This is a genomic window from Candidatus Ichthyocystis sparus (assembly GCF_900078745.1).
Classification (GTDB): domain Bacteria; phylum Pseudomonadota; class Gammaproteobacteria; order Burkholderiales; family 2013Ark19i; genus Ichthyocystis; species Ichthyocystis sparus.
Genome location: NZ_FKII01000045.1, coordinates 142,349 through 167,579 on the forward strand (window position 1 = coordinate 142,349; position 25,231 = coordinate 167,579).

18 protein-coding genes are annotated in these 25,231 nt (G+C 39.2%); 5 read left to right on the top strand and 13 right to left on the bottom strand.

Features of this window, described 5'->3' with window-relative positions; all coding sequences use genetic code 11:
- Positions 1 to 12 precede the first annotated feature (12 nt).
- The 9 genes from A6733_RS02770 to rpsB are packed head-to-tail and all read right to left on the bottom strand — an operon-like array spanning position 13 to position 8,706.
- A complete protein-coding gene (locus A6733_RS02770) occupies positions 13 to 531 on the bottom strand; it encodes an OmpH/Skp family outer membrane protein (protein WP_175330496.1) in 519 nt (172 codons plus the stop codon).
- A 26-nt stretch (positions 532 to 557) separates the two neighbouring features.
- Positions 558 to 2,855 (bottom strand): outer membrane protein assembly factor BamA, encoded by a 2,298-nt coding sequence (gene bamA / locus A6733_RS02775; protein ID WP_092402445.1) that lies wholly within the window; start codon positions 2,853 to 2,855, stop codon positions 558 to 560.
- Between the two features lie 50 nt (positions 2,856 to 2,905).
- Complete coding sequence (gene dxr, locus A6733_RS02780; protein WP_092460364.1) at positions 2,906 to 4,096, bottom strand: 1-deoxy-D-xylulose-5-phosphate reductoisomerase; 1,191 nt, start codon at positions 4,094 to 4,096, stop codon at positions 2,906 to 2,908.
- 14 nt (positions 4,097 to 4,110) lie between these two features.
- Positions 4,111 to 4,941 carry a phosphatidate cytidylyltransferase gene (locus A6733_RS02785; RefSeq protein WP_092402441.1) on the bottom strand — a complete coding sequence of 277 codons (831 nt, stop codon included), beginning with the start codon at positions 4,939 to 4,941 and terminating at the stop codon, positions 4,111 to 4,113.
- Positions 4,942 to 5,697, bottom strand: a complete 756-nt coding sequence (uppS, locus tag A6733_RS02790; protein ID WP_278183824.1) for a polyprenyl diphosphate synthase — start codon at positions 5,695 to 5,697, stop codon at positions 4,942 to 4,944.
- Between the two features lie 19 nt (positions 5,698 to 5,716).
- A complete protein-coding gene (gene frr, locus A6733_RS02795; RefSeq protein ID WP_242641474.1) occupies positions 5,717 to 6,238 on the bottom strand; it encodes a ribosome recycling factor in 522 nt (173 codons plus the stop codon).
- 59 nt (positions 6,239 to 6,297) lie between these two features.
- The gene (pyrH, locus tag A6733_RS02800; protein WP_092402439.1) at positions 6,298 to 7,014 is read right to left on the bottom strand and encodes a UMP kinase; all 717 of its coding nucleotides are present in this window, start codon (positions 7,012 to 7,014) and stop codon (positions 6,298 to 6,300) included.
- A gap of 13 nt (positions 7,015 to 7,027) precedes the next feature.
- A complete protein-coding gene (gene tsf / locus A6733_RS02805) occupies positions 7,028 to 7,903 on the bottom strand; it encodes a translation elongation factor Ts (protein ID WP_092402437.1) in 876 nt (291 codons plus the stop codon).
- Between the two features lie 32 nt (positions 7,904 to 7,935).
- On the bottom strand, positions 7,936 to 8,706 hold the full coding sequence (rpsB, locus tag A6733_RS02810) for a 30S ribosomal protein S2 (RefSeq protein WP_092402435.1): 771 nt from the start codon (positions 8,704 to 8,706) through the stop codon (positions 7,936 to 7,938).
- A 223-nt stretch (positions 8,707 to 8,929) separates the two neighbouring features.
- Here rpsB and map point away from each other — a divergent pair, with 223 nt between their 5' ends.
- A complete protein-coding gene (gene map, locus A6733_RS02815) occupies positions 8,930 to 9,748 on the top strand; it encodes a type I methionyl aminopeptidase (protein ID WP_092402433.1) in 819 nt (272 codons plus the stop codon).
- Here the strand turns inward: map and A6733_RS02820 are convergent.
- Complete coding sequence (locus A6733_RS02820) at positions 9,678 to 12,110, bottom strand: hypothetical protein (protein ID WP_092402431.1); 2,433 nt, start codon at positions 12,108 to 12,110, stop codon at positions 9,678 to 9,680. The genes map and A6733_RS02820 overlap by 71 nt on opposite strands.
- A 500-nt stretch (positions 12,111 to 12,610) precedes the next feature.
- On the opposite strand from A6733_RS02820, the gene dacB reads away from it, so the two are divergent.
- Positions 12,611 to 14,017 carry a D-alanyl-D-alanine carboxypeptidase/D-alanyl-D-alanine endopeptidase gene (gene dacB, locus A6733_RS02825; RefSeq protein WP_176696094.1) on the top strand — a complete coding sequence of 469 codons (1,407 nt, stop codon included), beginning with the start codon at positions 12,611 to 12,613 and terminating at the stop codon, positions 14,015 to 14,017.
- Here dacB and A6733_RS02830 read toward each other — a convergent pair.
- Together A6733_RS02830 and A6733_RS02835 are read right to left on the bottom strand one after the other, a co-directional pair.
- Positions 14,014 to 16,542 carry an RICIN domain-containing protein gene (locus A6733_RS02830; protein ID WP_092411198.1) on the bottom strand — a complete coding sequence of 843 codons (2,529 nt, stop codon included), beginning with the start codon at positions 16,540 to 16,542 and terminating at the stop codon, positions 14,014 to 14,016. The genes dacB and A6733_RS02830 overlap by 4 nt on opposite strands.
- A 281-nt stretch (positions 16,543 to 16,823) precedes the next feature.
- On the bottom strand, positions 16,824 to 17,153 hold the full coding sequence (locus tag A6733_RS02835; protein ID WP_092402425.1) for a septum formation initiator family protein: 330 nt from the start codon (positions 17,151 to 17,153) through the stop codon (positions 16,824 to 16,826).
- Between the two features lie 1,499 nt (positions 17,154 to 18,652).
- Between A6733_RS02835 and A6733_RS02840 the strand changes: the two genes are divergently transcribed.
- Complete coding sequence (locus A6733_RS02840) at positions 18,653 to 19,378, top strand: hypothetical protein (protein WP_092411197.1); 726 nt, start codon at positions 18,653 to 18,655, stop codon at positions 19,376 to 19,378.
- A 770-nt stretch (positions 19,379 to 20,148) separates the two neighbouring features.
- Positions 20,149 to 20,892 carry a hypothetical protein gene (locus tag A6733_RS02845; RefSeq protein ID WP_092402883.1) on the top strand — a complete coding sequence of 248 codons (744 nt, stop codon included), beginning with the start codon at positions 20,149 to 20,151 and terminating at the stop codon, positions 20,890 to 20,892.
- Positions 20,893 to 21,238: 346 nt separating this feature from the next.
- Here the strand turns inward: A6733_RS02845 and A6733_RS09860 are convergent, their stop codons facing one another.
- Positions 21,239 to 21,364 carry a hypothetical protein gene (locus A6733_RS09860; protein WP_141663299.1) on the bottom strand — a complete coding sequence of 42 codons (126 nt, stop codon included), beginning with the start codon at positions 21,362 to 21,364 and terminating at the stop codon, positions 21,239 to 21,241.
- Between the two features lie 2,335 nt (positions 21,365 to 23,699).
- Between A6733_RS09860 and A6733_RS02855 the strand changes: the two genes are divergently transcribed.
- A complete protein-coding gene (locus tag A6733_RS02855; protein WP_092460366.1) occupies positions 23,700 to 24,425 on the top strand; it encodes a hypothetical protein in 726 nt (241 codons plus the stop codon).
- The last annotated feature ends 806 nt before the right edge of the window (positions 24,426 to 25,231 follow it).

Genomic DNA, 25,231 nt, shown 5'->3' on the forward strand with positions numbered 1-25,231 from the left:
TTCTCTCTTATTTCAAGACTTTGATGTTGTATCATCGGCTTGAGAATAGCTAAGTTGTTTTAGAACCTGATCGGTAATATCAACATTCTTATTAACGTATACAGCTTCCTGCAGGATAGCATCGTATCTCTCGCGCGCAGCCACCTTACGGACAACTGAGTTAGCGGCACGAATTATCCTTTGATACTCCTCTTTACGCCGAGAATTTAGAGCTTCTGCAGAATCTCTTCTAGCCATATGTAGCTCAAGTGTCAACTCATTATATTTTCTTTCTAGTTCATGGCGTTCATCGTAGGATATCTTTCCATCCACACCATCCATCTTTGCTTGAATCTCACCCAAACTTGCCTCTAGATCCTTAACTTTTTGTAGGCGTGGTTCAAATTCCTTCAATAGTCTATGTTCTGCATCTAGAGCCAATTGTGACTCCCTAAGAATGCGACGAGTATCTACAAAACCGATCTTAGTAGCATAAACATAGCTTGGTATAAGAAAAAACAATGTACTAAACAAAACAATAGATGATCGCACTAAAATTCCTCCACTTATCACTTACTTTAAAAAGCTGTACCAACGGTAAATTGAAGAGCTTGTACATGGTCATCAAAAGCAGGATTAATAGCATATCCATAGGAAAATCTTAGGGGTCCCATAGGTGATAGCCAAGACAATGCCATACCCACAGAGTACCTGAAATCTTTTATGTTAAAACTACTGTACCGTAGCCTGTAATCACCTCTGCCATATACTTGGCCAAAATCTAGGAAAGCGGCTATCCGTAATGAGCGATCTTTTCCCATTCCTGGAATTGGAAAAAGCAATTCCGCACCACCATCTACTTCTGTATTTCCACCAAAAGCACTGCCACTGCTATCACGCGGACCAAGAGAACTTGTAGAGTACCCACGAACGGTTCCTATTCCCCCGGCATAAAAGTTCTTAAAGAATGGTAATGAAGAGCCATCTAATCCTCGTCCAAGCGCGATATGCCCACGCAGCAGCAAAACCAGCTCGTCATCTCTTATAGGAAAATAATTCTGATGTTTATAGTCAAGAACATAGTACTTTAAATTACTACCTGGCAAAGTAATCTCAGCAGATACTTGATCATACACTCCCTTAGTTGGGTATATTAGACTGTCTCTTAGATCCCTAGTCCATGAAAAATCCTGGGTCAGAATAGAGTTTGAAGGACCATGTTGGTGTACAAATTTAACAAATTGGCTTGGGCTATCTTTGTATACAGTTAGGTCAACATGCTCTACACCAACACCAGTAAATATCGTATCAAATTCAGAAATCGGAATACCGAAACGCAACCTACCTCCCGTGCTAACAGCACGGTAGTTGGCAATCCCCAACACACCTTGATAAACAGCATTGCGGTAAAATCCGATTTGACTACTTATTCCGTTAATAGTCCAGTAAGGATTAACGTAACTTACATCTATAAGTTGGTTAAGAGAACTAGTATTTAAACGAATACTGGCAAGATTTCCTGTCCCAAAAACATTAGGATGAGTAACAGACAGTGACAGCACAACCTTCTCTGCCGAGGAATAGCCTATACCGAACCTAAATTGTCCTGATGGCCTTTCCTTAACTGAAACATGGATATCGGTCTGATCGTCTCTACCAGAAACGGGAACCATGTTAAATACCACATCAGAGAAATAGCCTAGCCTATTAAGCCTTTCCTTGGAGCGTTCAATTTTAGAAAGATTATACATTGCACCTTCATATTGACGAAACTCACGACGAATCACTTCATCTTTTGTCATCGTGTTACCGTCTATATCTATGTGCCTAACCCAGACCAACTTACCAGTCCGTAAAACAAGTTTAACATCAACCGTTTTGCTATCTCTATGAACGTCTGGATGCACATCCACGGTAGCATATGGATATCCCCTATCAGCAACGAAATTAGTCAATTTTTTGACAAAGTCAATCAAGGCCTTTCTACTAAAAATATCGCCCGGACGAATACTTAGCATTTTTTTAAAAGATTCGTCTGTTATAAGTGGCCCATCGAAAACAACCTTACCAAACTTAAATACTTGACCTTCATGTACAGAAATTTTTATAAAAGTGTCTGATAAATCTGGTACAACAGATACTTCCTCAGATTGTATAAAGAAATCTACAAACCCGCGATCGTAGTAATAGCTCATCAAAGAACTGATGTCAGAATCTAGCTTACTACGAGAATACCTATCATTCTTCGTGTACCAACTAAAAAATCCAGTAGGTCTAAGAGACATACTGGACAACAATTTACTACTAGAAAAACTATTGTTCCCCGAAAAATTAATACCACGTACTCGTACAGTAGGAGATTCCCGCACCAAAAACTGTACTGACACACGATTATTTTCCAGTGGAGTTACTTGTGTTTTAATATGAACAGCATACATAGAATCAAGCAAATACTGCTGCCTAAGCTCAATAACAGCTCGGTACAATACTGCAGGGCTAAATACGTTACCTGGATAAATTCCTACAGCTAAAAGTCCTTTCCTTACTACATTGTCACTAAAAGCGTACATGCCACTAAAGGATATACTGCTTATAGTTGGAGCTTCCCGCACGTAAATAATAAGTTGATCATTATCATCTCGATAAAACCTAATATCTGTATACAAACCAGACTCAAAAAGATTATGAATAGCCTGAGAAAAATGCTCTTCATCCCAAGAGTCCCCGGGATGCAAACCTGAACCATCTATAACAACCTTAGGCTGCATACGAACCAAGCCCTTAACCACTATGTTGGATATAGCATTAGGGACAGCAGCAAAACTACAAAGGCAGTTCAACAACAAGCAGCAAAAAAGAAAAACACTTTTTTTCATCAATATATCTTCTTAACCAAAAATAACACGAGCCTAGTAACGGAAAACAACTAACCTACACAAATAGATAACCTATCTTTAGCAACGGTGCTAGCATAAGCCTTAACTTCCTGGTCAAAGCACAATATGTCATCCAATGTAGAACATGGACGCGCAGGCACTCCAGAGTAAGTCTCAGAAATTATAGTAAGAATATCTGTAAAACGAATTTGACCGCTTAAAAATAGCTGCACCGCCGCCTCATTAGCAGCATTTACAATTATACAATCGCTATGTCCAGCTGTAACAGCATCAAGTACTATTTTCAAACACGGAGCAATATTTGTATCAAGCGCATGGAAGGATAAACTGCCAAGCTTGATCAAATCAATGTTAGATACACCCGATATATGCCTATTAGAAGATGACAAAGCATAGGATAGTGCAGTTCTCATATCAGGATAGGACATATGAGCCAAAGTTACCCCATCAATATAGTCAACTAATCCATGAACTATACTCTCGGGATGCACAACTATCCCAACCTTGCTTGGAGAAACTCCAAATAACCAGCAAGCCTCAGCCACTTCAAGTCCTTTGTTTACCATAGTAGCCGAATCAACAGAAATTTTACGACCCATTGACCAGCGCGGATGGGTACAAACTTGTTCGGGAGTTACATTGTCAAGCTGAGAAAAAGGAAGCGGCCAAAATGGCCCCCCAGATGCTGTCAGCACTAGGCGCTTTACAAGATTTGCTGAAGTTTCACAAGAATAATCCCTAGGTAAAAGACACTGTAACAAAGCAGAATGCTCGCTATCGATGGGAATAATATTAGCGCCTGAGCTACGCGCAACATCCATTATCACTGGGCCTCCAGCAACTAAGGATTCCTTATTTGCCAAAAGAACCTCTTTGCCCGACTCCAAAGCAGCACAAGTTGCAACCAATCCTGCTGTACCGGTAATTGCAGCAAGTACAACATCCACCTCAGGCAGTGAGATTATACGGGGAAAATCGCGCCCAGAAAGAACACAAACGTCCCTATCCGAAAGGGCCAAGGACAAAGCTTTAAAGGCATCATCATTAGCAACACACACATAATCAGGATTAAATGCACAACATTGTTCATACAAGAGTGGCCACTTCTCATTAGCTGACAAAGCTAAAACACGGTACCTATCAGGGTATAGGCGTACAACATCAAGCGCCTGACTTCCAATTGAGCCAGTAGATCCGGCAATCACGACATTCCTAGGCATTGCGTCCCTTCTGGCTAACGATTCAAAATACAAAACAATAGAGGCATCATAGAAAAGTATGAATCAAACCTATCTAAAATACCCCCGTGACCAGGAAGAAGGTTACCACTATCCTTTACTCCAGACACCCTCTTAACGGCAGATTCTAGAAGATCACCGGAAACTGCATAGGAAACAAAAATGGCAGCAATAAAAAAGTCGGCCCCAGAAAACTTCCACGGCAATATAACTATCCCCCAAAGATGGGATATTAATAGTACTAAGACGGCTGCAATATATGAACCACAAAGACCCTCAAACGATTTACGCGGACTAATCGAAGGAGCTATAGGAGTACGACCAAATAACGTACCAATAAAATATGCACAGCTATCCATAGACATAATAATAAAAACAGACCAGAACAAAAATTTTGCCCCCAGAAAACGGAATATCCAGAATGTAGACAACCAACCAATCAGGATACAGGATACGCCCAAAAAGGCTAACGGATTTGACATGCTCCAAGAACTAGCACTGTAATTTATTAGAGAAAATGGTACCAAGGCCCATAAACCAGAAAATACGAAAGCCACACTAAGAGCTTGTGATTTCGGTAGATACCAAGCAAAAACACCATATAGTACGGTAGATGCAAAAATCATAAAATCCAGCGCACGTGACTTAGGTAATGTAATGAATAACCTGCTCCATTCCCAAAGTGACAGCAAAAGTAAAAGCCCAACTACCACCATAGCCATAGCTGGGGACAAAAATTTCACTACAAGAAACAACAAAACTAATAGGAAAAATGCAGTGATAGAGCGAAGTAGAAGCTCCCTAAAACGAGACTTTTTTAGCAACATCTAAAGGACATCTCCAAAATCACAATCAACACTGCCCCCTACCGATCCAAATCTCCTGTTTCTGCGCTGAAAAACTCCGATAGCATCAGTAAGGGATTTCTCATTGAAATCAGGCCAAAAAACAGGTGTAAAATAAAACTCTGTGTAAGCCAATTGCCACAAAAAGAAATTACTTATGCGATATTCACCAGATGTACGAATAAAAAGATCCGGCTCAGGTAGGTGAGAAAGACAAAAGTACGGACTCAAACTTTCAACACTAATATCTTCTGGGGAAAAGGAAGGATGATCGGAGACAAAACCCTTAACAGCCTGGATTATATCCCAACGCCCCCCGTAGTTTAGGGCTATATTGAGGAACAACTTATTATTTCCGCGAGTCTCTTCCTCTGCTCGCCCCAGCTCATCTAACAAGCTTGAATAGTTAGATAAGAAAAACCTGTCACCAATAAAAGATAAACAAACTCCATGCTCCTTCAAAAAACCCATATGTTGCCTAAGAGCGACAACTAATAATGAAAAAAGAGCATCCACTTCCGATACTGGACGACGCCAATTCTCCGTGCTAAAAGCAAACAAAGTCAAGCAAGGCACTCGATGGCACAAACACCCTCGCACAACACTTTCAACAGCATCAACACCCTTGCTATGACCAGACAACCGCGACATAGAACGCTTCTCAGCCCAGCGACCATTACCATCCATAACGATAGCTATATGCTGCGGAACCTCCACAGCGGATGATGATTGCGACAAAAAACACCCCTGCAGATAATTAAATAGTCATTACTTCCGTTTCCTTTGCATGCATAATATCATCAATATCAGCGATGAAACGGTCAGTTAATTTCTGAATCTTGTCTTGTAAAGAGCGTTCTTCATCCTCTGAAATTTCCTTCTTCTTTAAGGATTCTTTCAGAGAAGAATTAGCATCCCTACGTATATTTCTAATGCTAACTCTTCCAAGTTCACTCTCAGAACGCACAAGCTTGGCCAAATCACGACGCCTCTCTTCAGAAAGAGCAGGCATAGGAACACACACTGCATCTGATTTCGTAAAAGGATTCAAGCACAAATCTGAATCACGAATGGCCTTCTCAATAGCGGGAAGCAGAGACTTCTCCCATGGTTGAATCATAATGGTACGAGAATCACTCAGCGTAAGGCTAGCAACCTGCTTAACTGGAATCGTAGATCCATAGTAAGGGACCAACACATCCTCAACCAAAGAAGTATTAGCACGCCCTGTCCTAATCTTAGACAAAGAAACCTTCAACGACCCTATAGTTTTCTCCATCTTGTCTTGTGTAAGCCGCTGTATGTCATCAACCACGCATAAATCCTTCATTTAACATGTTAACAATAAACCAGCGTTCCTTCTGGCTCACCGCAAACAATCCTAGATAGAGCGCCTGGATTAAAAATATTGAAGACCACAATGGGTAAATTCTGATCCCTGCACAATGCCAGCGCTGTAGAATCCATAACTCGCAATCCCTCAGCCAAAGCCACGTCAACGGAAACAGAATCATAGCGAACCGCATCATCATAGATATTCGGATCTTTATCATACACACCATCAACCTTAGTGGCCTTCAAAACTATAGAAGCGCCAATCTCTGTACCACGAAGAGAGGCTGCAGTATCGGTAGTAAAAAACGGATTACCAGTACCAGCCGCAAATATAACAACAAAACCATCCTCTAAGTACGAAATGGCCTTATTCCGTACGTACAACTCTATTATGGTCTCAATCTGTAGTGCGGACATAGAACGAGCAGAAACGTTCCTTTGCCTTAGAGCCTCGCGCAAAATAATGGCGTTCATAACTGTAGCTAACATGCCAACATAATCTGCATCTGCTCGCTCCATACCAAGACCGACCAAGTTAGATCCTCGGAAGATATTGCCCCCACCTACAACAACACCAATCTGAACCCCCATGGCACGAACCGACGCTATTTCGTCTGCTATGGCATAGAGTACGCCAGAATTAACACCAAAACCATCACCCCCTGAAAGCGATTCACCGGACAACTTAAGAAGAACACGCCTGTGGCGTACAACGGACATAACTCCCCCGAGGTTACATGGATTTGACTGCTGCCACTTCTTTGGCAAAATCAACCCGCTCCTTCTCTATCCCCTCACCTACCACAAAGAATTGAAAGCGATGAACAACAGTACCATTACTTACTAGCATTTCTCCAACAGACTTAGAGGTATCCTTAACAAAAGGCTGATCAAGTAAACTAACCTCACTCAGGAACTTTGATACTCTACCATTAACCATCTTGGATATTATTTCATCTGATTTACCCGATTGAGCAGCTTGTTGGCGATAGATCTCCATTTCTCTTTCCAAAATATCCTTGGGAACATCATCGCGTGACACGCACAACGGCCTAGATGCCGCTATATGCATAGCAACATCCCTTGCTGCATTGTCATCTCCACTGTACTCGACCATTACACCTATACGCGAACCATGAACATAACAGGTCAAATTACACTCGCTTTGCCACAAGGTAAAGCGACGTATAGTAATATTCTCTCCGATCCTACCAGCCAATGCAACTCGCATATCCTCTATAGTTTGCTTACCTTCTGTAGACAAACTCATTAAGTTCTCTATGTCGCTGGGGCGTTCCTGAAAAATCAAAGAGGCCACAGAATAAGAAAAATCTATAAAACTCTCATTTCTGCAGACAAAATCAGTCTCACAGTTTACTTCCAACAAAACACCAGAAAGACGATCATCTGATATGCGACACAAAACTATGCCCTCAGAAGCAACACGAGAGGAGGCTTTTGTGGCCCTATCGCCTAAGCGAACCCTCAAAATGTCCTCCGCCTTCTTCATATCACCACCAGCTTCAACCAAAGCTTTTTTACACTCTAGTAAAGGAGCATCCGTTTTTAACCTTAATTCCTTAACCATAGCAGCTGTAATTTCACTCATATACCCTCGCCTATTGGCCAACAATCGTCGACTCACACCAAATCTGATACGCCTTCTGCATCATCAGCATTGCTAACCTCGACAAGCTCCTCCGAAATGCTAGAAACCATCGCATCTCTACTTCGCTTGCGACCATCTAAAATTGCATCCGCTATACCACTGGCATATAAACGAATAGCCTTCCCAGAGTCATCATTTCCTGGAATAACATAATCTATCCCGTCTGGGGAATCATTAGTATCAACAACACCTACAACTGGAATACCCAATTTCTTGGCTTCTGCAACAGCAATCTTCTGATATCCAACGTCTACTATGAACAAAGCATCAGGAAGATTATGCATGGATGAAATTCCACCAAAACTACAACGCAGCTTTGCCAATTCACGCTGCTTCATGATCATCTCTTTTTTGTACAAAAACTGTTGCTTACTCTCATCTGAGAACAATTCCTCCACTTCGCGCAAATGCTTTATTGACTGGCGCACAGTTTTGAAATTGGTCAACATACCGCCGAGCCAACGATAATGGACATATGGCATACTGCACCGAGTAGCTTCCTCAGAGATAATATCCCGAGCTGACCTTTTAGTACCAACAAACAAAATATTCCCATTGTTAGACGACAAGCCTGAAACAAAACGTAACGCATCACGGTACATTTTGACTGTCTTTTCCAAATTAATTATATGGATACGGTTACGTTGACCAAAAATATACGGTGCCATCTTAGGGTTCCAGAACCTAACCTGATGACCAAAATGGCAACCTGCCTCCAACATCTGACGAATTGTTGCTCCCATAAGATATCCTCGCACAAGGGTTCACACTAACGCAGGACAAAAAAAAAGCACCCTATGCCTGTCCTACGCGCAAATTTTACAACGGTGTTCAATTCTAAGGGACTTATTAGTAATACGTAAACTACTTTCTAGATTAAATAAATAAAAATTAGTCCCGAAAAATACCCAAAAGAGCTATGATAGTAGGTAAAAGTGGTAAGTGCTCGCGACTGTGAGGGAATGTATGTCTAGACGGGACGAAGCTGTTTTAATCAAAAAATCAGATGAAATTGAGAAAATGAGAATAGCTGGCAAATTGGCATCTGAGGTACTTGATTTTATAACGCCACATGTCAAAGCGGGAATAACTACTGAAGAGCTTGATAGGCATTGCTATGACTACATGGTAAATGTTCAACAAACTATACCTGCACCGCTTAACTATCACCCCTCTGGATTTAGTACTCCATATCCTAAGTCAATTTGCACATCTGTAAACAATATTATATGCCACGGCATTCCAAATGATCGTCAATTAAAAAATGGAGATATAGTAAATATAGACATTACTGTAATTAAAGATGGGTACCATGGCGACACAAGCCGCATGTTCATGGTAGGGGAAGTAGCGCAGCATGCCAAGCGTCTAGTTGAAAAAACTTATGAAGCCATGTGGGTAGGCATAACCCAGGTACGACCAGGAAACACTCTGGGTGATATAGGTTACTCCATTCAATCTTTCGCAGAAAACCTTGGATTTTCTGTGGTAAGGGAGTTTTGTGGTCACGGGGTTGGAAAAAACTTTCATGAGTCCCCACAAGTATTACATTACGGCAAACAAAACACCGGTCTAAAACTATTGCCAGGAATGACATTCACGATAGAACCTATGATAAACCAAGGTGGAAGACATATAAAGGTACTACGGGATGGATGGACTGTTACAACCAAGGATAGAAGCCTTTCTGCACAGTGGGAGCATACGATTTTGGTCACTGATGAAGGGTATGAGGTTCTAACAGTTTCGTCGGGCACACCCCTCCCTCCTCATAATATTTCCTAAATGTGGAGTCTTTTGTAGATATTTCCAGGAAAGATCTCCACTTCTTAAGATCACATACACTTAGTGGCAAGTTATACAGCTGACATAGCCCAGCAACCAAAGATAAATGACTCTCTGAGTACGTCCATAGCGCAACACTGTCAAACCCTATTATACGTGGCAACAAGGAAACCGCATTTATCACAAAATCCACACCTACACCACGGTAAAACGCAGTACGAATCAAAAATAGACCATTTTGCCACCAATATGACCCCCTGGAACGACAGCAAAGGGCAATAAGTCCTGCAAAAGCAAAAAATCTAGCATCTGCGTTACCTAAACTTGAATTGTCCCAATCTATAATGGTATGAGCTATGGATAACGAATCAGGAAAGGAGCACTTGTTTTCATGTAAAGGCCCAAGCGTAGAAACAATCGGCATATTATTCATAGCATCCCACACTAACATCTCTTGATCAGAATTGGACTTGTGTCCATTCAACAAAAAGTCTCGTGCCGACTTATCTGAACAAGGAATTGCCAAAGCAATCCGCACACAAGCAAGATTTCCCCTATCTACTGACGAATACAGCACCTCTTGTAAAATTGCACCATCCTGGTAAATGCCACACTCTACACGCAACCAACGACGCAAAGAAATAGGGTCTATAAAAATTTTGGGAGGCCAATTTTCTCTTTCAACAAGCCACTGCATTTCTGAGGATTTTTCATCCCAAAAACGTGTAATCTTAAATGGTCCAACATTGCAATGCCCAGCCTTGGAAGGACGCAATGAATCATTAAGTGTTTCTATATCAGATGATGGAAGCCAGATTTGAACTCCCAATAACATCCAAATAAGCTCAACTAGCTGACGAGATTTACCGCAAGTATAGGAAGCTCCGTGGCGAAAGTCGTACAGAACATAGTGATCACTGTGGTGTTGAAGTTTTTTTGAGAGCTTACCACCTACTTTTGTCTTCAGTACCTTTCTTGATTTGTAATCTACAACACGAAATATCATCAACCATAACGAGCCAACACGAAGCACCAGGGGGTAGGAAATTCCATTATCCTCTATAGCTTGCACTAAAAAATTCACACTGGATAAATTCATCCAAACCGAAGAGTGCCTTAGTTTTTGTCCGAGTCTATTAATTAATAGGCGATAGTGAACCCCGCCGTTGGAATAATTTTGCAAAAATTCATCTACAGCATCTACAGAATCAGACAACAAAGCTGAAGCTGCAGCCAAATCAACCTCACGATCAGTATGAGGAATCCACTGCTCCTTAGAAAGAGCTAATCCGCCCTCGAATCTTCTGCAATCAGTAGCTGATAATAACTGAGATAGTTTATTGCATACAGCATCAGCAGTGTGTAATACGTAGTGCTCAGCATTTCTTCTTATAGTCTTCAATATAGTAACTAATAACACATTCCTCTCACCTTCTTTTACCCACTTTAGTTCATCCATATTATTTTCTAGGAGATACTGGAACACTGTAACCAACAATGGCATGTCCATGTTTCCGTAGTGAGAAATTAGATTTTTCTTTAAGTAATGTTCTTGCTCTTCTGTTACATAGTCTAACGAAGATGTCATAGATACTATTGCTTGCAATATTAGTAATAACCGCGAAAAAGACGGTAATACATTAGTCAATCTTAAGCAATATGAAAAATAACTTTCCTGATCCAAATATTTTAAAAACAACAATCTTTTCTTATATGAATCAGAAAAAAGGTCCGTATCACGATATGCATCTAATATATGCTCCCACTCAGTATTCTTTGCACCTGTTTCAACAAACGGGGGAAATATGCAGTGTAGGTTTACCAACTTGGTCTTTAATTTGGTAATAAGTTCGTAGTTAATACGAGTAGATGAAGTAGTAGAAAACTTACTAATCACACAACGAAACAAGTAAATAGCTACAAATCCCGTCCACTGATCATCTAGAAACAGATCTTGTAGAAAAACAAATATATCACCGCGGCTAAAAATAGCAGATAAACGACAATATGTATCTTGATCGAACAATATGAACAGCTGGCACACACGCGAATGAATAACATCTCTAAAATCTGCTGCGGCAACCTTAGAAAATCTGTCACTACCTATACGATGTGCAATACCAACAAGCTCTTCATCAGATCCACTATCCAAAGCAATTAAAAAAGAAACTATGTCGTCATCAAAAAGCAACACCTCTGGATCAGGAGAAATAACCTGAGAAAAAATACTCTCCCTTGGAGAAAAACCAGATGGATAAAAGTAATAAAGTAACCTGTTAAATGATTGTTCAGAAAAAGGAAAATGTAAAAAATAGCCTCTAGACAGCATTACATCACCAAAAATTATGGATGAACACATCATACATTACTAGCAGCATGATAAGGAATAACTCACTGAAGAACCAGGTAATGCTACACGACTAGAGCGAACGGCAGGTAAAACCATTAGCTAGAAACACTTAGGTGAACAATTTTCAGAACTGACATCCGTCCAATATTAATGATTTTTCCTAAATTTTCCATGGAGTTTTCCCAAGCAACCCGGGAATAACTGTATTTACCCAATACAAACTGATTGCCATAATAAGGCTCGCGTAGGATAATAATTGGATGGGGGAAGATCAGTATGAACATTAGAAATCCAGTTTATTTGATCTGGTATGAAAAAGATAGATCCAGCATCAGCCGTAGGATTGTTGTGGGTGTATACTATGTTACGTGCCTCTACCTAGTGCGCTTAGAGATACCAGGCAGCCTAACGGAGAGATAGTAAGTTTGGTGGAAATCCCCTTGCGTTGGTGGTCGTAGATTTTTGGGGGAATTTTTGTAGTGTGTCTCGTCAACTGGTGCGTAAAACGCACCTTGTTCTGCTCGGTGGTGTCCTTCGTTCTTTGTCTATTATTTTCTAGTGATGCTTTTTCTGGTGGTAGGGTTTTTTCTTTTGCCATATACGACCTTGACAGCAACAAGTGGATCAGCAGAAAAAATGAGCATGTCCCCATGGCTCCCGCGTCTACGATGAAGCTGGTCACGTCTGTTGCTGCACTAGACATACTGGGTCCAAGATACAGGTGGACTACAAGGATTTACGCTGATGGTACTCCTGATAAAAGCGGAAGAGTAAGAAAGATATGGATCGTTGGCTCTGGGGACCCAATGTTTCTAGACAGGGATTTTGATAATCTGCTTAAAGATTTGTACAGAAATAATATTAGAAAGATTGACACATTAGCTATAGACTTGAACAACTTTAATCACCAATTTCTAAATACCCTAGGTGACAAAAATCGGTTCGCTGCATACAATGTTGGTCCGTTTCCGTTCATAGTAAATTACAAAACTACTGAAATAGACATATCTCATCAAAATGGCAATATACTGATAGGAGCTAACAATTATTTGCCATACAATGTAACGATTGATAGCCATGTAAAGCTTGCTAACATACCTTGTTCAAAAGCATTAATTGACACCTATTACAGACCTGGAAGCTCTAAAAATCCAAGTAAGATACTGGTACGTGGCACTGACTCTACCAATTGTTCACATCACACTGTGTACTTGTCGTTTATGACTCATCAGCAATACATAGAAAATCTTTTTCGTAGACGTTGGCAAGATATGACTGGAAACTATCTACTTAAAAGCATAATAGAAGACGTACCCAAGAAAAGCGCTATATTGGTAGCAGATCACACCTCGTACCCTTTATCAACAACGCTTATTGGAATGAATAAATTTAGCAATAACCTAATGTCGTACTTAACATTTTTGTCAATAGGATACAAATCTGATTATAAGCAAGCAACATTTGCTGCTGCTAGCAAAAAACTGACCTCATGGGTAGAGCAGGAAAATATAAGTGATCAACAAATACGCATAAAGGATGGATGTGGAATATCAAAAAGCAATCGTCTAACATCATCTTTTTTGTCGGAATTACTGCGCCATGCTTTTCATAAAGAATATTTCCCTGTTTTGTTAGAGTCCCTTCCTATAGCAGGTGTTGATGGAACGCTAGCATACCGCTTCAACAACAGTCCCTTAAGAAAACATGCATTCATGAAAACGGGCACTCTTGAAAACGTAAGGGCACTGGCTGGGTACTGGAAGATGCCAAGAGGCCACTGGTACAGCTTCGTGGCCTTAGTAAATTGTCAAAAAAAATGTACAGATGACGATCTATTGTGGCTTGATCTGCAAACAGAAAAGCTCTACCTGTCACTTGCCGATAACACAAATCCAGGTAGATTGATACCTTCAAGTTAGTGGACCAATATGACTGGTGTAAACAGCCAGGTCTGGCTGTTTATGCCAAACGCCCCATCTTGCTTGCACGTATCAGCCACTATGCTATCAGTACTTGGATGGCCTGGATTATTATCTGAATAACAGTAAGTTATACCAACAGAGTCACCAGAAGCAGTCTGATAGGTGTCATACATATAAAACTGCTGCACTGACCACTCTTCCCACTTGTATACAGTCTGATGAGCAAGAACATATCCAGCTGACATTGATAAAGCAAAAGTATTGTCAAAATATGGAACTAAGTCCCCTTGTGCAAACTTTGTACGAAGAAACTCCCTCCACCAAAGCTGACGCCTTCCCCTATCAGTATCTGGATCTCCACAATAGTCCTGAGAATTATTCTTATAGCTACCCAAAGCTGTAACACATAAACCATCGTCGGTCCATCTAGACAAATCCCAATGATGCAACTGCATATAGACATTTGGCTTAATAGCAGAAGTATAGGACGAAGCGAAGAACACCATCTGAGGACCTTCTGTCGAACATGGTGCCTCAGAGATTGGAGTATTAAAGCTACCGCCACCAGCACCACTTAAACACATGCCATCTTTTACGTTTTGTATATGCTCATGAGACAGAAACACCCATTTTAAACCTGGGTCTTTTTTATCACAGGTATTAAAGGATAAGGTATCCCCTCGTTTTCCGTAGCACATAAGAGAACCGTCTGATCTGGTAACAGATATAAAGTACTTCTTCTGTGGATTGTTAGTAGTACCACTGTCATCGGGAATCAATCGCATATTTTCTATACTATAGTCTCCCATAAGTGAATGACAAGACATGGTAACAAAATTACTACCAACCACCTCCTCCTTAGTATATTGCTTTATGGCCAAACAATATCCATTGCCTGTAGTAAATACAGTAGGTACCCCTATAAGGCGAGAATCAAACCTCATTATAGTGTCTTTATTTTCCTCTCCAGATTTATCAATTGGAGGAGCAAAAGATCCCTTAACATCTGCCAAACACCATACTTTGCCATGTCCTGCATCATTAACACAAAACTGAGATCTATCTTTTTCTACATCTACTAGGTCCCCAAAACGCCAAACTGCAGCTGGGGTAGAAGCACTCTTGAAACAGTCTATCAAAGAAAGGTTAACCTCACCTGATGAATCAAATAATGGAATAAAACACTTGGATGGATCCATAGCGTAGCGTAATTCTTTAGTAAAATCAGTTGCAGCACTGATTAGATCTTTCCTAGGAATAACGTAATAGACGTCCCTTCCTCCAACAGATGGTTGCCAATTTATAACAACATGCTTCCTAGTTTTATCTATAGAAGGAACAGCAGCTCTGGTAGTTTTATTGGAAATAATATTACCCACAGACATACCAGAGAAGGAATTAACAAAAGTTGTAGTACAGTCAGTACCTGTCTGCGTGCTAACAGCTTTCCAAAGCTGTGTGGGTTTATCGTAGAACCCTTCCAATCTTAGCTTTGTACCTGGTTTGGCAGAATCATCAATGGTGAGGGCATGGAATCTAGTCTCAGCATCTAATAGGCCAAATGATCCTGGATGAGATTTGGAGTCTACCACTAACCAAACTTGAGAAACATCACCAGAAAAACGACCAACCACTACTTTAGAAGTAATAATTCCGGATTCTTTAACCATACTAAGGGCTAGATCCTTATTTTCTCCCCATATCAAATTCACAAAAAGTGACTGTGAAGATGGAATAAAATCTACACGAGGAATCCATACCTCGGTAAAGTTAAACATGTTTTCAGTATCTAGGATTGCATAACTATTGACGGTAATAGTCGACTCTTTAGCTGAAGCAAAAACCCCATTAGCGCTTATGGGTTTCAAAAACACACTACTGCACAGTGACTGAGGATCAACAACAACAGGAGAATGGTAGTTAGTTTGTTTCAATATTTGATTTGCACAATTTTCACCAGTATCAGCATCCTTGGGCACCCAATAGCTCCATTCTTTAGGATGAACAGAACATCCATGAAAACGCAAGACATTGGTACCAGGGGCAGGACGAAACATTATCGTAGTTGGAACCAAGCAAACAGGTTGCTGTACCTTCTCCTCAGAAGCTGGTGAATGTAAGGTTATAACACCAGGTAAACCATCGACAGCCCGAGCCTCCACGATAGCCCAGGGACTATAGTCTAATGATGATAATTCAGCTTGAAACCAGAATGAACCTAAAAACTCTATACCCCATACTTTGCGGGAATTGTCAGATAAAGCAACATAAAACATAGGGCGTCCACCAGGCAAAATGGAGCCATAAGCCTTAAACAAACTCCATTTCTGCCCTCTTCCACCGGTCTTTAAGTCAACACTAAGAAAAGAATTTACCAGCTCTCTATTGTCAATGCCAACAACATATTTAGGATTCGTATAGTGGGTAAAATACATGGTATAGCAAGAAGAAGCCGCAAGCGCAGAGGTGCTAACAACAGTTAACAACAATTGTAAAATCACATTTTTGATATAATTAGGCACCGCAAATTACCCCCCATCCTTCGTAACACGCAACAAAATAGAGCTAAAGCATCGGCCATGTTGATGGTACTAGGAAATATCAAAATGCAGGGTATTCCCATGTATCAACCAACATTATTACCAAAGCTACAAATAGAAACAAAATAAAATGAATAAATTTAGTCAATTAGTCAAAGCCAATTGACAACCCAAAGCCAGATGCGCTAACCATAATGGTAATATAAGTAAATATATCACACACAATGAAAGCAAAATGCCATAAAAAGCATAAAAAGTGATCCCTAGCCATGTGGATAAAAGTTACTATTATTTCTGTTATCGTACACGTAGTAAAACACCTCACCTGGGGAAACCAGTCCTAAACGATAACGTGCCTTCTCAATTAGCACATCGTGACCGTGCAAAAGATTATCCACCTTTGCAGCTAATTTTCTATTACGCTTAATCAAGGTGGAATTGTACGCAATCCAAGACTTTAATTCGTCCTGCCTACGCCAAACCTTAGGCCACCCTTCTTTGCCAAACCATAAAGAGTATTGAGTAGCCACGATTAGAATAGACAAAACTATTGTTACAGAGTAATACTTTATATTATAAAACTTTTCGTTCATAATGTAACCATATACACGTAAGTTTGCGTCTAGTTGTAAAAGTAGAGTACATATAAATTTAAATATAATCTGGCATAAAAGATATTAAAAATGTTCTCTCAGTTTTACCGTGACAATTAGTCCACTTACGTTAATATCATGCATAGCACTACCGAGCAATAAAAAAACAAAGTTAAATGAGAATACTATACCACCAGCAGTAGTTTATTAATCAAAGTCATTAATCACTGGAACAGTGATCATATGCTGGCTAAACAATCTCAAAATACATTCATAGCTAGAGATTAACCTTGCATTATTCATTATTATCTAATAAGTAAATCATCGTGGTATGAAACATACTTACCTACTGTGGATTACGTTAACTTACCAACAATATAAAGACTATGTACAATGTACCAGCGAGCAATATAAGATATAATTGTAAAATTGTTTATATACATCTCTCAGTATAATAAATTGATGCTAGTATGGTAATAAAAAATACCATGGCCCCTAATTTATAAAAAAATTATTATCTGTAATAGTCTTACTTTAGTGCTTCATTTTATTGTTTAAAACGGAAAAATTAGTTCTGGAGATGTGCACATTAAAACACATAATTTAGTAAAAGCAATTACTGTTCAAAACATCATGAGAGATTATCACTACAATGAAATTTTAATTATAAGCAACATTAATCTGTTCTGTTTTATTGTGTAAGTTAACATGTTAGACCATAGCAACATACATGAAAGTGGATGCTGTAAATTTCTACATAAATTTGTGCTGCTATCACCGCTATCATAAGTAACATAAGAATTAGTACTATCATTACATCTAACTATTAACCCTACATTGCTAAGCAATAAGCATGGCCAATTGGTGAATAATAAACTTACCTAAGTACAATGCTTAATATGCATAATTAAAAATTACAATTACATAAGTCAAGCAGACTGATATTATACTGTGAATGTCTTTCTAATTGTGCAGTTGATAGTCCTAGCTTATTGTTATTAGCTACTAGCATATACAACTAATCATACTAAGCGGTTTATTTTAGATAATATAATCTAGATTGATCATTGATATTTTTACTATAGAAATACGATATGCAAGATAAGATTAATGTTCGATAAAAACTTTTATCAAACATGTATTAATACAATGAATGGTAAAAATTCAAAAATAAATATTCAATGTAAGTTAGTTGTAAAAAAAGTTGTGGAGAAAACCTTATAAGTGATTATCGGTATTAATGAAATTCTTTAGTATATCAGTACTTAACATAATAAATTATTATTGCTCGATGTAAAATTATGTGTTAATAATTATCTGCCTGTTAATGAATATTTTTACAATATCTTCGGTTTTGAAGGTATTTACTTAATGATGTCTATGACGTCATAAATAGGCCTGTCGCAAGTGGTCCTCCTACTAGAAACACATGTAGTATTTGTTCTTTGTGTAGTGGAAAAATTATACCAAAATACAAATTAACTGTTTAGGTGAGATAGATGTCTGATAGAAGGTTACGTGGTTTTTGTAGTGCTGGCGGTGAACATTACGAGTCTGATGACGATTCTAGCTCATCATCTAATTCCAATTCCTCACCCAGTTCTAGTTCATCATCTGTTTCTAGTTCAGAACCTAGTTCTAGTTCGTCACCCGATTCTAGTTCATCACTTAGTGAGTTGAGTGCTTCAGGTACTTCAGCTGGAAGTGGTAGCAGCAGTACTGGTACTGGGTATGGCTTCAACACTAAAAAAAGCAGTGTATCTGCTAACAAAGGAAAAACTGACAGAAGTAACCCCTGGAAAAATGATGCTCGTAGAGCGGCGAAAACTTTAGTAGGAAGCGGAATAAAAACTGTTAGCAAGACCCCATCTGGTAATCGTGGTAATTTTTCATTAGTTCCGAGAACTGGCGCAGGTCCTAGAAGTAGACTTGGTACAAACAGGCCTCTTGTGAAAACATCAAGACAAGAGGCGAAAATGTCTAGATGCCCTTGGCGCCTTTCAGAGGTAATGCTTGTTCTGTTATGTAGCTTGGCTGGATCAGTGCTTTCTGGTTATGAAATGGCATTAGCAGATCGAGACTCTACTGGACCAATAACTGGCCTCAGTTTATCGATACTTGCACGTTTTCTAATAGTTTGTGTTGCTATGTTACTGATATCTTTTGTGGCACTTATATCAATATGCAACAATAAACCTATTAGAAAAAACAAGAAGGACAGCTAGCCGGCAAATCATACTAGACATTTACATATTTATGTAATCTCTAGTCGTGTTTGCAGTGGTACTAGTTTAATTCATGTTCATTCATAATCATTGTATCTGCACTCATATATACTCATTAGATCTCATTTTGCATCACAGATATGGGAGACTTACAATCTTCCATTTAGTAACTACTTCCACATACTACACACATTTATTATTATATTATAAAACGTAGGATGCGAATAAACCCTACGCGGATTAACATCATTCTTGTGCCCAACAGCCAATATTATAAACGCTAGTAATGTGGAATAGTTGTACTATATAAAATAAATATCCTTAAATCCTTAAAATAACCATAAAAAAACAAAATATTGGATTACAAAGAATTACAAAAGTAAATTGTCTCTTAAATTAAAATAGGCATATTTATAATAATTAAGCAACCCACTCCCTCCTTATTATATTAAAAGATTAAATTTTTTATCAAAGAATCATCTTTCCTAGTGTAGTAACACCACAGAACAGATCCGTGCAATCCTAAAAGACAAGGTGGTATCTTATTACGGTATCCACTGCTATTTTGACTATTGTGTCGTAGATACCATTATATACAAACTACTTATACTTATCCACTATCACAGATAACAATAAAATCATGATAGTGATAGTAGAGTTACGACGATAAAAAATTTTATATGGATGATACTCTTGGGTTCTCTTTACCACAATGTTTAGTACTTTATGGATCGTCGACATCAAAGTAAAAAATAACGGAGGACAATTGTATGTTTGGCAGGTTAACACGTGGTGTTTCGGATAGTAGCAGTAGCAGTGATTCAGAATCTGGAGAGTCTGCTGCTGGTGGGGTAAGTGGCTCTTCCCTTGGGGCGGTCGATCAAGATAGGAATGGGAAAGGCAAATCAGGGGATGATGGCGCTCCCGACAGGGTCTCTCTGCAAGCTCCCAGCTGTCTTGGATCTGGATACGTGGTATTGGGTGCAAGGCCCAAAAAAAAATCAGTGAAAAAGGAAGAGGGGGAAACTGACGGAAGGAAGAAGGGTGTTGAATGGACTAAGAAAGACAGAAAAGCAGCTAGATGTTATAGAGGTAAAGGACAAAAAATGGCTGCCGCTAGGGATGCTAAGCTTGCTGCTGAGGCAGGATGTGGAGGTAAAAGCAAAGAAGAAGGAGACGCATTGGGTTTAATAATAGCAGCAAGAGCGCTAAAAAAAGGACCTAGGAGTAAACATGGTCCAGGCACTGATCAGTCCAGTAGGAAAAGGACTGGCACCGGTAGAGATGCTAGTGCATATGGATTAATTGTAGCACCTTTGGTATTTACGTTACTTTCTGCAGTTTCTCTTTACTACTTATCAGCCACTGAAAGCACCAATCTGATGATTGGTTCAGTAAGAGGAATTGAGAAATCGCAACTCGCAAGGTTAGGAGCTGGTGCTTTTGGGATATTGTTAGTATTGTTCGCTGTGCTCTTAGGTACTCCAGCAGGTAGGAATAGAGGTAGAAGATAGAACAACCTGAGAAGAAGCTGTGAGTTCTATGTCGGAGTATCAATCGCCCTGCCGTATCCAATAGGGGGGTCGTTTCTTTTTTGATCTTTACCACCCTTCCCTCGTAAAGAGAAATATGTGCGGATTCGTATCCTGTATTTGATTGTAAAAAAGTGTCCTTCTTGGTATGACTTGTCGCCAAGTCAATAATTTCTCCAGGATTATGCGAGACTGCTGTGCCAAGCCAGACCTACTAGTCAAAAAAATGTTTCAAACGCTTCTGTTAATGTCTCAACTTAGTTCAGCTTGAGCCAAATATCATTGGCAGAATAGGTTTCAATGCTCTTACGTAAAAACAAAGATTAGATCACAAAGTATTATCTCCTACTAACTGTACTCTATCTATCAAACTCCTGATCAATGATTGCAAGATACTCCAATCATATTCATCCATGACATCTTCTATAAATATTATCGAAAAAAAATTACACAAACTATCTCAAATAGAAACAGAGGCAGAAAGTAGGACCCAACAAGCGAGGTCTTTGTTAATCTGATCGTCGTATAATGTGGATCCTTCTTTGTGCCCATCCTCTATCCCTGTTAGGTAAGTCAGTGCTGGGTATATGGCCTGTCATTTGGTTGTGCAAAATTGCCCTTAGTGGGGCTGTCTATGGTCACTAGTTTCTCCAAAAACCAAAATCTGCTGGTGATAAAGTAAAGATACTAGAAGTCCCTCCGCCACCTACCGCCCAACTAGGACAATATTCACAGTCCAATTTGAGGTGTTAGAAGGAGGACGAGACGTTAGGTCTTTAACTAGTGTGGGTACGCTCATAATCTCAAGAACCCCAAAAGAGGACAGTGTGCCGTAGGTAGTAGAAATGATAATGCATAAATAAGATAACCCTGGTTATTCGCAGGTGTCCAATTAATTGTGTATTCGTAACGCGTAGTGCGAAACAGGTAGGTGCGTAAGACTCTCGTGTACCTTTAAATTGTTACGCTTGTATGGTATTGTTTATTAATAAGTTTAGTGGCATTTTGCTCTAAGCACGGATTTTATTTAGATAAAAGTCTAAAAATTTGACAAAAAAACCACTGTTCTTTGACTATATTGCAAATAGAAGTACGACTTCGTCTAACACATAAGAACAAAATAAAAATTCCTCATTTACAGAATATAAATAGATATAAGTAATACAGGATAAATTACATGTCTGATAAAAAAATATATATCGCTTCAAATAATGATTAAAACTGATTAAAGCAGTATCAACGAAGATAGGTCCTTGCTGTAGGATCTATCTTGTGGCAGAAAATCAAGGTGAGGTGAGGCTGAAGGAGACGCTGACTATAAGTCTATTTTAACACACCTAACAATAATATGAGATGGTAACCATGATACTTCAGCCTCGAGTAACAATAGTTTTGGTAGCAGCGAGAGTTTAAGTGCAATAACCAAATAAGGTGGCAGCAAATCATGTACGGATTTTTTGTGATCTGTTAACAGGCCATGATAGGTATCTACATTCGGATTGTAGTTGCGACTACTGCGTGTGCCTGTTTCCTCCTCCACATATAATCATCTACTTGTGTGGCCGTGCCTACATGGATTGGATCGTAGAACAAGTTAGCTCAATTGTATTGACTAATAGGGATTGATAATACGGCACCTAATGGGTTTATTATCGCTTCATGCAACAAATATGTAGAATAATTTCTCAGTGAAATACATGAATACCACAGAGATAGGATAGGACATCATAAATAGGAAACTCTGGTAATGAGTATTTCATTCTTTTCATTAGCCACAGATGGTCAGTGAAATATTTTAAGTTGCACTCCATGGCAAAATCTATTCTCAGCTGCCAAAGCATATACAAATAAAGCAGGTACTGGGGCTATATTGGCTGCGTTGTGAGAAGACTGAGTAGTTTATATACATAAAGTTGGCATTGTGATACTTCGCAATACATTTGTGCCATGGCTGGTTGATACCAAACACCTTGGCAATAGCCAGCTGCTCCGGTCAACTTCAGTCATTTCATATTGCCCAGAACCAAAACCAGACAAATAAAATGTATAGAGCACCTACCAATAGACCTAAACCTTGCTTGACACTACTTATATTGAAGCAAAACTGTACAAAGGAAGACAAATTTCATGCGGATTTACCCTTATACAAAATCATGCAAGAACATAAATCTAAACCTCTCATGGATGGCAATAACTCCAGATTATTGAGTAAATTGGCTATGCCATTTATACTAACAGGTACGGGCGATATATTTGGGCTATGCTGATACGACATATAATTGGCAAAGTACAAACGAATATGATCATGCTGTGCAAAATACCAAAATAACCGGCATTGATCCTATATTTATGGCAACAGCTCTCCTCTACAGAACAATAGAATTTTAAATGGTGTTGGCACTAAGAACTAACACGTTTTTGTTATTTTATGAGATAGACGGAACCCACCACAGAGAGATAAAAACCATCTTTCCCAATGTAGTAACATAAAATCTGCGTAATCCTAAAAAGCAATATGATTTTACTAAGGTATTTGACCAATAATTACACTATAGTAGTGTATATATAACTATTAATATACAAACTATAACTACATATAATTACTACTTAGTAATTACTACTTATTAATTACTGTAAATACAAAAAATTCATATAAATAATATTTTTTCATCTTTAGGATGTTCTGGTGCTGGTTCTTTTCCCTGTAAATGTTTGCTTGCTTGCCGAACATCTCTTGTGCCAGAGTAAAAAACGAACCAAAGTAAAAGAACAACAATAGTGGAGGGTATATGTCTGACAGGATAACGCTAGGTGCTTCAGATAGTAGCAGTGATTCAGAAGCCGGTGAACCTACTAATGATGTTGGGGGAAATAGTTCTTCCCTTGGGGCGGTTGGTCAAGATAGAGGTAGGAGGAGTGGCGAATCAGGAAGTGGTGGTAGGTCCGGCAGGGGCTCTTTAACATCACCGGGCCGCGCTGGACAGCAAGAATTGGGCGCAAAGCCCAAAAAATGGACAGGAAGAAAAGAAGAAAGGGGAAGTAAAGCCACTGGGAAAGGTGTTGTATGGAATAAAGAAGACAGAAGGAGGGCAAAACTTCATAGAGGAAAAGGACAAAAACTTGCTGCTGATAGGGCTGCTGCTCGGGTTGGAGAAGAGGCAGATAAGTGCAAAGAAGTTAGAACAACAGAGGTGAGAGCGCTAGGTCAAGGCCCTAGAGGTAGGCATGGTCCAGGTAGCAGTGCTGATCAACATCGTAAGAAAAAACCTGACGGTGGTGGTGGTGACATTTTTGGTTTACGTGAGTTAGTTCTGACAGTTTTGGTATCTGCATTGCTTGCTGCATTTTTTACTTACGACTTGTTAAGCATTGAAGACCCCGAGCAGAATCATGGATCAATAACTGGGATTAGTAGGGTGGAAATGGCGGAATTAGGAGTTGGTAGTTTTGTGATCATGTTAATATTTTTAGCTATGCTTGTATCTAATCTATCAAATAGAAATAGGAAAACCTGAGGAAGATATGTTTTCTGTAAGGGGGAGTATTGTCGTATCCAAAATGGAGGGCTTTATGATCTTTATAGCCCTATTTCTCCCTTGTTAGAAGGATCCGTGCGGGTCTGTAGCCTATGCTTGACTGTACGAAAGGTCCTTTTGAACTGTTACTACACTAAATCAGTCACTAATTTCTACGTAATTGTGCGAAATTGCTATACCGATGCTAGAGCTACTGGACTCAAATTCAAATGTTTATATTTCTGTTGTAAAACATATAATATACAATTAGCAGGTTACGTTGCCTTGATGGAATCACTAGGGGCGGTGTGCGTTGCCTGTACAGGGGTTGGATACACACCATTGTCATAAAAATAATAGACAAAAGTAGCTTTATGTTTGATAAAATAAAAATGCCTTGGATGGTTGCAATTATGCTTTTATAGTAACTACATATCATTAGTAGTAATGATGAAAATAAATCCCCCATTGGAACGATAGGTCAAAATAAATACGTAAAATAATAGAGGTAAAAGTTTTGCGGGATGTACAAAATTAATTAGACCGTACAAAAAGTAGCTCTGTACTGCTTAAGGTATTGAGCACAAAAATTGCACAAATTACACAAATAGGATAAAAAATTATCCAAACTCATAAATTCATTAAAAATCTTGTAGTGCCCATCTGAATAAAACTGACTCTAGCACAATATAAAGCAACACACACATCCTCTCCGAAGTCAAAATCAATCAAATAAACGGCATCCATGATAACTCTAAGCATTACTCAGTGCCACTTAGGTGTGGAGCAAAAACAACTTCATTACC